The 10,277-nt window shown below is 45.2% G+C and carries 11 protein-coding genes; 7 read left to right on the forward strand and 4 right to left on the reverse strand.

Annotation, left to right across the window (positions count from 1 at the left end):
• The first annotated feature begins 117 nt into the window (after positions 1-117).
• The 6 genes from PPA03S_RS03205 (at position 118) to PPA03S_RS03230 (ending at position 5,269) form a co-directional block, all read left to right on the forward strand.
• Positions 118-384, forward strand: a complete 267-nt coding sequence (locus PPA03S_RS03205) for an HPr family phosphocarrier protein (protein WP_068963921.1) — start codon at positions 118-120, stop codon at positions 382-384.
• 144 nt (positions 385-528) lie between these two features.
• Complete coding sequence (locus tag PPA03S_RS03210; RefSeq protein ID WP_062319704.1) at positions 529-777, forward strand: type B 50S ribosomal protein L31; 249 nt, start codon at positions 529-531, stop codon at positions 775-777.
• 202 nt (positions 778-979) lie between these two features.
• Positions 980-1,285, forward strand: coding sequence for a Dabb family protein (locus tag PPA03S_RS03215; RefSeq protein WP_062319706.1), 306 nt, complete (start codon positions 980-982; stop codon positions 1,283-1,285).
• Positions 1,286-1,443: 158 nt separating this feature from the next.
• Positions 1,444-2,205 (forward strand): SDR family NAD(P)-dependent oxidoreductase, encoded by a 762-nt coding sequence (locus PPA03S_RS03220; RefSeq protein WP_062319708.1) that lies wholly within the window; start codon positions 1,444-1,446, stop codon positions 2,203-2,205.
• 241 nt (positions 2,206-2,446) lie between these two features.
• Positions 2,447-4,174 (forward strand): ubiquinone-dependent pyruvate dehydrogenase, encoded by a 1,728-nt coding sequence (poxB, locus tag PPA03S_RS03225; protein WP_062319710.1) that lies wholly within the window; start codon positions 2,447-2,449, stop codon positions 4,172-4,174.
• A 339-nt stretch (positions 4,175-4,513) separates the two neighbouring features.
• On the forward strand, positions 4,514-5,269 hold the full coding sequence (locus PPA03S_RS03230) for an SDR family NAD(P)-dependent oxidoreductase (protein ID WP_062319712.1): 756 nt from the start codon (positions 4,514-4,516) through the stop codon (positions 5,267-5,269).
• Between the two features lie 96 nt (positions 5,270-5,365).
• Here PPA03S_RS03230 and PPA03S_RS03235 read toward each other — a convergent pair whose 3' ends face one another.
• The 4 genes from PPA03S_RS03235 to PPA03S_RS03250 form a co-directional block, all read right to left on the reverse strand.
• A complete protein-coding gene (locus PPA03S_RS03235; RefSeq protein WP_062319714.1) occupies positions 5,366-6,547 on the reverse strand; it encodes an MFS transporter in 1,182 nt (393 codons plus the stop codon).
• Positions 6,548-6,734: 187 nt separating this feature from the next.
• On the reverse strand, positions 6,735-7,019 hold the full coding sequence (locus tag PPA03S_RS03240; RefSeq protein ID WP_062319716.1) for an ArsR/SmtB family transcription factor: 285 nt from the start codon (positions 7,017-7,019) through the stop codon (positions 6,735-6,737).
• A gap of 170 nt (positions 7,020-7,189) precedes the next feature.
• Entirely contained in the window at positions 7,190-7,534 is a 345-nt protein-coding gene (locus tag PPA03S_RS03245) for a hypothetical protein (RefSeq protein WP_062319718.1), read from the reverse strand.
• 40 nt (positions 7,535-7,574) lie between these two features.
• Positions 7,575-8,765, reverse strand: a complete 1,191-nt coding sequence (locus PPA03S_RS03250; RefSeq protein ID WP_062319720.1) for a cytochrome P450 family protein — start codon at positions 8,763-8,765, stop codon at positions 7,575-7,577.
• Between the two features lie 298 nt (positions 8,766-9,063).
• Here PPA03S_RS03250 and PPA03S_RS03255 point away from each other — a divergent pair, with 298 nt between their 5' ends.
• Positions 9,064-10,041 carry an aldo/keto reductase gene (locus tag PPA03S_RS03255; protein WP_062319721.1) on the forward strand — a complete coding sequence of 326 codons (978 nt, stop codon included), beginning with the start codon at positions 9,064-9,066 and terminating at the stop codon, positions 10,039-10,041.
• Positions 10,042-10,277 lie beyond the last annotated feature (236 nt).

A 10,277-nucleotide genomic window follows, 5' to 3' on the forward strand; every position in this document is an offset into this window, starting at 1 on the left:
CACCACAAAAGGATTAAACAAGCTTCCATAACGTGGTATAATGCTTGAAGATTTTAATATATAAAATTATACACACTAAATGGGTTAAATAGCATCTAGCGAAAGGAACTGAAGGTTGTGAGAACACATGAATTTAGGATTCACTCCGATTTCCACCGGGATGATCTGATGTCTGTATCTTCTCAAGCGGCGCGTTTTTCCTCGGATATATCACTGTCATTTACGGATGCAGATCATGAGCATCGTGTAGATGTCAAAAGCCTGCTCGGAATGGCGCTTCTTCCCATTCGACATGGGAGTGTGGTGAGATTGCAGACACGGGGAAGAGATGAACTTGAAGCATTAGAATATATGTTGAATGTACTGGAGAAAGGCATCACTTGAACTTTGAAATCCGTGCAGATCCGAGTGAATTGTAAAATAATTATCATTTCTTCAATTCCGACTGGTACTTCGTCCAAAAAAAGAGTATAATAAAATTTAGTTCTATTCTAGGAAGTACCCATATTAAAGGAGTGTAAATAGATTATGCCAAAAGCTGATATCCATCCAAAGACACAAACCGTAATTTTCTTCGATGCAAGTGCTGATTACAAATTCCTGAGTTCTTCGACTAAATTCTCGAACGAAACAATGGAATGGGAAGATGGCAACACTTACCCGGTAATCCGTGTGGACACTAGCTCCGCATCCCACCCATTCTTCACTGGTAAACAAAGAAACGTGGACATCGGTGGTCGTGTTGATAAATTTAACCGTAAATACAACATCAAATAGGTTGTCCATAGATTGCAAAGGAGCCTCGGGGAATTGTCCTCGAGGCTTTTTTGTATTTGCCTGCCAATAACCCATAGTTAATATGGGATTGCTGTCCAGATCGTAACGATAAATAAATAATTGCATACAATTATTGCGCTTACATATCAAACGGAGGTACACTAGGAAGCGGAGTGAAATCATACTTGAGGAGGAAATAGAGATGAGTAGCATCAAACATATGGTAACGTTTACACTTTACGCAGGCAAGGATACACCTGAAGCTGAGGCATTTTTGAAAGAAAGTGAGGCAGCTTTGGCGACTATTCCGGGTGTGGAGCAATTTGAGGTACTGCGTCAGATAAGCGAAAAGAACGAGTTTGATTACAGTTTCTCAATGGTCTTTGCTGATCAGGCAGCGTATGATACCTATAATGATCACCCTGTTCACCGCAAGTATGTCGAAGAACGGTGGGAAAAGGAAGTTAGTCGCTTTCAGGAAATCGATCTGATTCAGCACGAAAACTAATAGGCGGGCGATGAATCACATCGAATAAAACACAATAATTGCTATATACCGAAATCGTTTTCCGGTTGATTAATGACTCAAACCTTTGTGCAATCCTTCTTTGGTCTTTGCTAAATTTCGTGAATACTCATGTAGTTTAAAGGAGAGGATCTATCCCTATGAAATTAGATCTTACAGGTAAGACGGCTCTGGTGACTGGAGCAACCGGCCAATTGGGAAGAGTCATCGCTCGTACGTTGGCAGACTGTGGTGCAAACCTCGCGCTGCATTACATAAATAATGAAACGAAGGCCAGAGAGCTTCAAGGCGAGATTGAAGCAATTGGTCGGAAAACGGTCATTGTTCAGGGTGATGTCACCAAACAGGAAACGGCATTTCAGATGCGTGATGAAATTCATTCCAGCCTCGGGGCTGTGGATATTGTGGTAGCCAATGCGGTTATCCAATATGCCTGGACAACCGTGCTGGAACAATCACCGGACGATTATATAAGCCAGTTTGAATCCTGCGTGATGCAGAGTGTTTTTCTTGCCAAAGCATTTATTCCAGCGATGAAGGAAGCAAGATCTGGTCGATTTATCGGTATCAATACGGAATGTGCGATGCAAAATTTTGCTACCCAATCTGCATATACGGCGGGAAAACGCGGGATGGATGGGTTGTACCGTGTGCTGGCGAAGGAGGTAGGGGAATATCAAATTACGGTCAATCAGGTTGCGCCTGGATGGACGATCAGTGAGCGCGACCGCAACAGTGAGCCTGGACATGATGAGGGTTATATTCAAACGGTGCCGTTGAAACGTAGAGGTGAAGATCAGGAGATTGCCAATGCAGTAGCCTTTTTGGCATCCGACCTGTCCTCTTTTATTACAGGAGCTTATATCCCGGTCAGTGGCGGCAATGTGATGCCAGCTATCTAAATCTGCTTGTTGATGTGGATGTACTCAAGTATGAAGTAAACCGTATTATAAACCATAGTATAAACCATAGTAGAACCATGATCCGTTTGTCAGCCCATGACAGCGGATTTTTGTATTTTATATATATTCATAAATACATATGATTTGTTTCGGGTTTCAAAAGATTGGGGTATAAGAATAGGTAGTTTAACCCGGTGGAAACATAACTCAAAATAAGCGAAAAAAGGAGACCCGACCTGACATGAAAAAAACAATAGCAGACGTTCTGGTCGAAGCATTATTGAACGCAGGCATCAAACGCATCTATGGTATCGTTGGAGACTCCTTGAATGCGGTACTCGATTCCATCCGTCGTTCGGGTAAAATTGAATGGATTCATGTCCGCCATGAGGAAGTGGCTGCTTTTGCGGCCGGGGCAGATGCCCAAGTAAGTGGAAGTATCGCAGTATGCGCAGGCAGCAGCGGACCAGGAAACATGCACTTGATTAATGGTCTGTACGACTGTCATCGGAATCGTGTACCGGTACTTGCCATCGCTGCGCATATTCCCAGTGATGAGATCGGAAGTGAGTATTTCCAGGCGACTCATCCAGAGTATTTGTTTCAGGAATGCAGTCATTATTGTGAGGTGATTACAACGGCCAAACAGATGCCGCGTTCCTTTACCATGGCAATGCAAACTGCGGTTGCGCGCTCAGGCGTATCGGTCATTATACTGCCAGGGGACGTAGCGGCTCTGGAAGCGGCCGATCTGCCCGTACCGGAGCATGTGTATCATCCAACCCAGCCTATTGTACATCCTTCCGAACCTGAGCTGCGGAAACTGGCAGGGTTCCTGAATCAAGGCAAAAAAATTACTCTGCTGTGCGGAGCAGGCTGTGCTGGTGCGCGTGAACCACTCATGCAGCTCTGCGATCGCTTGAAATCTCCTATGGTTATCGCTCTGCGAGGCAAGGAATATCTGGAGTATGATAATCCATACTCGGTAGGCCTAACCGGGTTAATTGGGTATTCCTCCGGTTACCATGCCATGATGGACTGTGACGTGCTGTTGATGCTGGGAACGGATTTTCCGTATCGTCAATTCTTCCCTGATGATGCTGTGGTACTTCAAGTGGATATTCAGTCTTCACATCTTGGTCGTCGTACCAAGCTGGATTACGGGGTATGTGGAGACGTGAAAGCTACAATTGAAACTTTACTGCCTTATCTGACGGAAGAGCATAGCGACAAACATTTGCATAAAAGTGTGGAACGTTACCAGAAAGTGCGTAAAGAATTGGATGAGCTTGCCGTAGGAAAACCCGGAAAGACGCCAATTCATCCGCAGTACTTAACCAAGGTCATCAGCGATGCTGCAGCCGAAAATGCGATCTTTACCTGTGATGTAGGTACACCAACCGTTTGGGCAGCTCGCTACATTGAAATGAGCCGCAATCGCCGCTTGCTGGGTTCATTCAGTCATGGTACCATGGCGAATGCTCTTCCGCAGGCCATTGGAGCGCAGGTGTCAGATCCGGGAAGACAAGTGATATCCTTATCCGGGGATGGCGGGATTGCCATGCTGATGGGGGATCTTCTGACGCTTAAACAGCATAATCTTCCAATTAAAGTTGTCGTGTTTAATAACGGAGCACTCGGCTTTGTTGAACTGGAGATGAAGGCTGCGGGTCTGCTTGAATCCGGTACCGAACTGGTAAATCCCAACTTTGCCATGGTAGCCCAAGCAATGGGCCTGGAGGGAATTCGTGTTGAGGATCCGGCTGATCTGGAAGGGGCTGTAGCACGTGCACTGCAGCATGATGGTCCTGTACTGATCGACGTCGTGGTGAATCGCCAGGAGCTGTCCCTGCCTCCGAAGATTAATATGAAACAGGCCGAAGGCTTCACCTTATGGATGATGAAAGCGGTACTGAATGGGCGTGGCGATGAGCTGATCGAGCTGGCAAAAACCAATTTGCTAAGATAAGTATTAGGTTTGCCTTAGTAGTATTAATCGGACTTTGTTAAACTTTGATCTGACAATGTATTGTATGAAATTAAACTGTACATCTCACCAAAAAGAAGGGGAACGATACACGTTTTTATGAAGGAATACCCCTTCTTGAGGTGTCTAGTATGTGATGAATATTATAGTATGCACTCATATTATATGATTTGTTTTTAAATTGTAACTCCTTTAGAATAGGTAAGGTCAGGCAGGATTCAAGGCTTTTTACCCTACATATGTTGCATTCCGACGCAATACTGCTTCATATAGAATGAACCAATCCGATGACGATGACGAACACACATGGAGGAGATCAGAATGAGTCACAAAGGAAAAGTAGCAATTATCACTGGAGCAGGAAGTGGATTGGGCCAAGCGACCGCCCTGAAGCTGGCTGAGAAGGGCGCATCCATTGTGGTCGTTGATCTCGTGGCAGAGGCCGGCCAGGAAACGGTAAAACAGATTGAGAAGCTGGGCGGTAAAGCCATTTTTGTACAAACGGATGTAAGCAAGGCGAACGAAGTAGAGAATTATGTGAACAAAACGATCGAGGAATTCGGCCGAATTGACATGTTCTTTAATAATGCCGGGATCGCTGGTCCTGGTATTAAATTAATTGAGCATACCATCGAGCAGTTTGACCAGATCATTGATATTAACCTGAGAAGTGTATTTTACGGGTTAAAGTACGTGATTACCGAAATGCTCAAAACAGGTGGTGGTTCAATCGTTAACACGGCATCTACTGCAGGTATTGTTGGTGTTCCGGCAGTTGCACCCTATGCAGCAACGAAGCATGGTGTAGTTGGACTGACACGTACAGCGGCCATTGAGTATGGTAAGGAAAATATCCGTGTAAATGCCATTGCCCCAGGTACGATTGAGACACCAATGGTGGTTCAGTTTGGCAAGGATAATCCTGAAGTGTTCAAAGCCACCATTGACAGTATTCCATCCGGACGACTAGGCAAGCCTGAAGAAATCGCCAATCTGGTATCCTTCCTGCTTGGAGATGAAGCTCCTTACATTAATGGCGCTGTTTATCCAATTGATGGTGCGGTAACGGCACAATAAGGTATTATACAGAATGAATAAGGAAGAGAGGCTGCTGTAAAGTTACAGTGCCTCTCTTTTTGTTTGGTACTATTCTTTTTCTGAACTGACACGTCCTTATGCAACATTAGAAGAATCTGTCTGTGCTGCTAAGGTATTCGCCGGACGGTAGGCAAGAATAATAATGATCATTGCAATCACAACTCCTGCAGCTCCAATCCAGGTGATGGATGACAACGAAACTGCACTGACGGCAATTCCTCCTACACCGGCACCAGCAGCCATCGCCAGCTGCATAACCGAACTGTTCAGACTGAGCATAATCCCGGATGATTCCGGGGCCATAGTAACGAGATTATACTGCTGTGTTGGACCGGAAGACCAGGCGACGAATGACCACAGAACCAATACAATGAAGACGGTCGCACCTGAATGGGCCGTGACGTTCAGCATCATCAGGCTTATGACATGCAAGGCCATACCCAAGAGGAGTGTTCGCTTTACTCCCAAACGATCAGCACTGTATCCTCCGGATTTGGAACCAATCAGACTTGCGATGCCAAATGCCAGCAAAGCGGAGCTTAATAGCGTTTCGCTCATGCCCGCAATAGAGACCAGGTAAGGCGAAATATAGGTATAGGCAATGGAATAGCCTCCTAGCCAGAAAAAGGTGACAAGCAGCGCAAATCCGATGCGAGGTTGTTTAAGCAAGGCTAATTGTTTTTTCAAAGGAACCGGTGCTTCCCCTTCAGATGACGGGATCGTAGATGCGATAACCACCATGGCAATTACTCCCAAAACTGCGATGCCTGCAAATACAAGTTTCCAGTCCCAAGCCGCAGCAACCATTCTTCCCAGTGGAACTCCTACGATCAATGAGGCGGTAAACCCGGTAATGACTGTTGCGATGGCGCTGGCCTGTTTGCCTTCAGCGGCTATCTTGGCTGCAACTGTCAGGGCTGTAACAACGACGACTCCGGCTCCAAGAGCCATCAGGACTCGTGCAGCGATAAAGAGCCCATATCCGGGCAACAGGTAGGCCAAGACATTACCAACGACAAACAGACCTAGGAAATAGAGCAGCAGCTTGCGTCGATCCATGCGAGAAGTTAAGGCAATAATGATAGGTGTACCAAGCGCATAAACGAGCGAGAAAATCGTAATCAGCTGTCCCGCAGCAATTAATGAAATATTCATGGTTTCAGAGATCCGGTCCAGAATACCCGCAATGACATATTCGGAGGTCCCTACAAGAAAGCTGACCAAAGCGAGAACATAGATTTTCCATGTGTTAGACATGAGCAAAAAACCTCTTTCTGATTATTATTATATTTTTAAAAATATAGAAATAAAGACGAGAGAACGGAAGCACCAAGTAATTAATGCCACAATGATGCTTTATATTCCATGAAGTTGAATAGACAATACCAATATAATAACCATTGATTCTGTATTTCTAGTATTATCGAAATAAAGATCAAAAATTTTATTTACCGAACAAATAAGGGACGAATCTCTGTACAACATCCGTATTCAGGCTGTAGTAGATATACGTACCTTTCTTTTGAGATGTCAGCAAACCACAATCGGATAGCTGCTTCAGGTGATGAGATAAGGTGGAGAGCGCCACCGTTACAAGGCGATTTTCCAAATCAGCAGGACACAGGTTGCTTTCACTCGCAAGAATCTGAATGATTTTATATCGCGTTTGTTCACCCAGTGCTTTATGAATCTTGACGGCCTGTTCCGTTTCAATCGAATGGGGTTGCATCAATATCGCTCCTTTCGTCTTTATTTCTTATTTCTATAAATATTGAAATAACTTTATCATGCTCTCGGCAAAAAGTAAACTCCCCACATAGATCATTGCTCCCAGTCAGAAAACAAATCAACTGAAAGCATCAAACTTTGCAGGGAGTTTGGGGATTCTATGAACATTAATTATAGGCGTTCAAGAGACTCAACATAGTCCTTGGCATCTTTAAGAGACAGATTTTTGGCTTCACGAGCCTTCTTGATCGCTACTATTTTTTTGCCCTGTTGCGCAAGTGCCTGTAATTCCTTATCAAGTTCGGTCCAATCAGTCTGATTCGGTGAAGGTGGAGAACTATTCATGGAAGGAGAGCTATAGCTTAAAGAGGACTGTGCAGTAACACCTGCACCATTCTCCAAGCGCTCTACATCCCTTTTCAATTCATTCAGTTGGGCCTGAAGACTGGTGACCCGAACCAATAAGATAAGGATAAGAAGTAAAAATACAATCAAAACAATAGTGTTTATTTCCATCTAGTTGACTTCCTCGCTCTCTATAACTCCAAGTGAACACTTATTTAAGCCGGATCGGAATTTCCTTGACACCTCGAACAATCATGCCAGATCTCCATTCAAGTTCATTAACATCAGCCTGAAGCTGCATCTCGGGAAAGCGGCGAAGCAGCGTGCTGATGGCAATCTCGCCTTCCAGTCGCGCAAGAGGAGCTCCCAGACAAAGGTGAATGCCTTTGCCAAAAGCCAGATGCGAACTTTTCTCGCGAGTGATGTCAAAAACATCCGCATCCTTAAATTTCTCTTCATCCCGATTGGCTGAATCCAGCGCAACGATAACAAGTTCACCTTCAGCGATGTTATGTCCATGAAATTCAATGTCCTCTGATGCCCAGCGGGATGTACTGAATTCAACCGGACCGTTATAACGGAGCATTTCCTCAACAGCATTATGAATTAACTCAGGCTGCTTGAGCAGCAGGTCGCGCTGATCCGGGTGCTCCAAAAGGGCAAGTACGCCATTGCCGATGAGATTAACCGTCGTTTCGTGTCCGGCGATAATCAGCAGAGCCACAACACTAAGCAGTTCCTTTTCAGATAGCTGTTCCCCTGATTCCTCTGCCACTACGAGCTGACTGATCAGATCGTCACCCGGTTGCTCACGTACTTTGGCGAACCAGGCATTCAGGTAATCAATGAACTCTTGAGCATGCTGCTCAAACACATCATCATTCTCCGCACTTGTCGCATCGATAATGGTGTTGGACCATAACCGGAATTTGTCCTGATCTTCAAGAGGTACACCGAGGATTTCGCTAATGACAATAATCGGTAACGGAAAAGCGAACTCATCGATCAGATTCATCTTCTCCTCGGAATGGAGATTATCCAGAAGATCGTCCGCAATATCCTGAATATGGCTTCTCATGCCTTCAATCAATCGGGGAGTAAAAGCCTTCTGTACAAGTCCGCGCAAGCGGCGATGGTCAGGTGGATCCGCAAAAAGCATGTGATGCACGAAAATGCTCTGCTGATCTGATCCGTAACGTTTGACTATATCCTTACTGAAGCGATTGTCTTTCAATACTTCGACTGCATCCTCGTATCGTGTGATAATCCAGCCGAATTCGCCATGGGGGAACATGACTCGGAACACCGGATCGCTTTCTCTCAAGTTTTGATAAACAGGGTAGGGGTTCTGGGTAAATTCCTTGGTGAAGAACTCAGACTGTGAAGTTTCATTTGTGCTCAAATGGTTAATCTCCTCTCATCAAAAGCTCCTAATGTCATGCGCCCTTATCTAAGGGGTCATAGATCATATGTTAATTTCGGTGGCTTCATACGAAAAGCCTGCACCATCCATATATTCAATATTAGAATGATTGAAACATTGTTTTCAATAAACAAATATGATAAGAGAACCCAGTGTAACCAGAATGGCTTCAATTTAAAAATGAACTCGGGATAATATAGCAGGTAAATATAGAGACGGTAAAGAAGAAACAGGATAGAAAGAAACTTGAAAAATAACAAACCGAGGAGAGTGCACCATGTCCAAATCACAGCTGCCCCTGCACCACCATCAGATACCCGCAAGTCCGCTTGTACTTGGTTGTATGCGTTTCGGAGGCGAGTGGGATGGTCTCCCGATTACCGAAGATCTAGTACTGGAAGGTCACAAGGCTGTTGAGGCAGCCCTTGAGATTGGTGTTAACCATTATGATCTGGCGGATATTTACACACGAGGTAAAGCAGAACATGTCATGGGCCGCGTCTTAAAAGAGCGGAAGGGGCTAAGGGAACAGATCTTCCTGCAATCCAAATGCGGCATACGTCTCGTTGGTGATGACGAGGGCCCTCAGCGGTATGATTCTTCCGGTGCTCATATTCAAGCAAGTGTGGATGGCATTCTTGCGCGTTTGGGCGTGGAGTATCTGGACATTTTATTGCTTCATCGTCCTGATCCGCTTGCGCATCCGCAAGAGATTGGAGAAGCACTGGCGAAACTGCATCAAGCTGGCAAAGTCCGTCATTTTGGCGTATCCAATATGGGCTCCGAACAGATTCGTCTTCTTCAACTGCATAGCAGCGTGCCCTTGATTGTAAACCAGCTTGAGATGAGTTTGGATAAAATCGGATTTGTGGAGGCGGGAGTAACTGTTAACCGGCCCCAAGCCAAAGACAATGTATTTCCTTATGGGACGATGGAATATTGTCAGGCAGAGCATATTCAACTGCAGGCATGGGGGCCGCTCGCGCAGGGTCGATTTACAGGCAGGGTCGTTGAGGGACAACGCCCGGAAATCGAGCATACATCCCAATTGGTGGATCGGATGGCGAAGGAGCGAGGAGTTACCCCGGAAGTGATCGTATTGGCTTGGTTAATGAAGCATCCGGCAGGAATCCAACCCGTAATCGGTTCAATTCGTCCAGAGCGTATTCTGGCTTGTCGGGACGCTGTCAACACAGAGTTGACAAGGTATGAATGGTATGAGCTGTATTCCGCATCATGTGGAAGAAGAATGTAGGGCTATCGTGTAGATGCATGTGAAACACAGGTGCTAACCTGTGTTTTTTTTATGATTCAGGGCTTAATCTGCTTGAAACATCATACGAATCGTTTAATGAGCAATAGGGACGTAGGACCTGTAACCAAAGCACGTTTTAAACAGCAAAATGAATTTCAGTTCCATCTATAACTATATGTAAGAATAAAGGGAAAAAGAAGTGCACAATTGTGCTATGAACCCTGACCATGTGCTTA

The organism is Paenibacillus pabuli NBRC 13638, from assembly GCF_001514495.1.
Classification (GTDB): Bacteria; Bacillota; Bacilli; order Paenibacillales; family Paenibacillaceae; genus Paenibacillus; species Paenibacillus pabuli.

Coding starts and splice junctions, on each gene's coding strand:
- PPA03S_RS03220 (WP_062319708.1), top strand. CDS start 1,444: ATGAAATTAGATCTTACAGGTAAGACGGCTCTGGTGACTGGAGCAACC.
- PPA03S_RS03245 (WP_062319718.1), bottom strand. CDS start 7,534: ATGGAAATAAACACTATTGTTTTGATTGTATTTTTACTTCTTATCCTT.
- PPA03S_RS03210 (WP_062319704.1), top strand. CDS start 529: ATGCCAAAAGCTGATATCCATCCAAAGACACAAACCGTAATTTTCTTC.
- PPA03S_RS03215 (WP_062319706.1), top strand. CDS start 980: ATGAGTAGCATCAAACATATGGTAACGTTTACACTTTACGCAGGCAAG.
- poxB (WP_062319710.1), top strand. CDS start 2,447: ATGAAAAAAACAATAGCAGACGTTCTGGTCGAAGCATTATTGAACGCA.
- PPA03S_RS03235 (WP_062319714.1), bottom strand. CDS start 6,547: ATGTCTAACACATGGAAAATCTATGTTCTCGCTTTGGTCAGCTTTCTT.
- PPA03S_RS03255 (WP_062319721.1), top strand. CDS start 9,064: ATGTCCAAATCACAGCTGCCCCTGCACCACCATCAGATACCCGCAAGT.
- PPA03S_RS03230 (WP_062319712.1), top strand. CDS start 4,514: ATGAGTCACAAAGGAAAAGTAGCAATTATCACTGGAGCAGGAAGTGGA.
- PPA03S_RS03240 (WP_062319716.1), bottom strand. CDS start 7,019: ATGCAACCCCATTCGATTGAAACGGAACAGGCCGTCAAGATTCATAAA.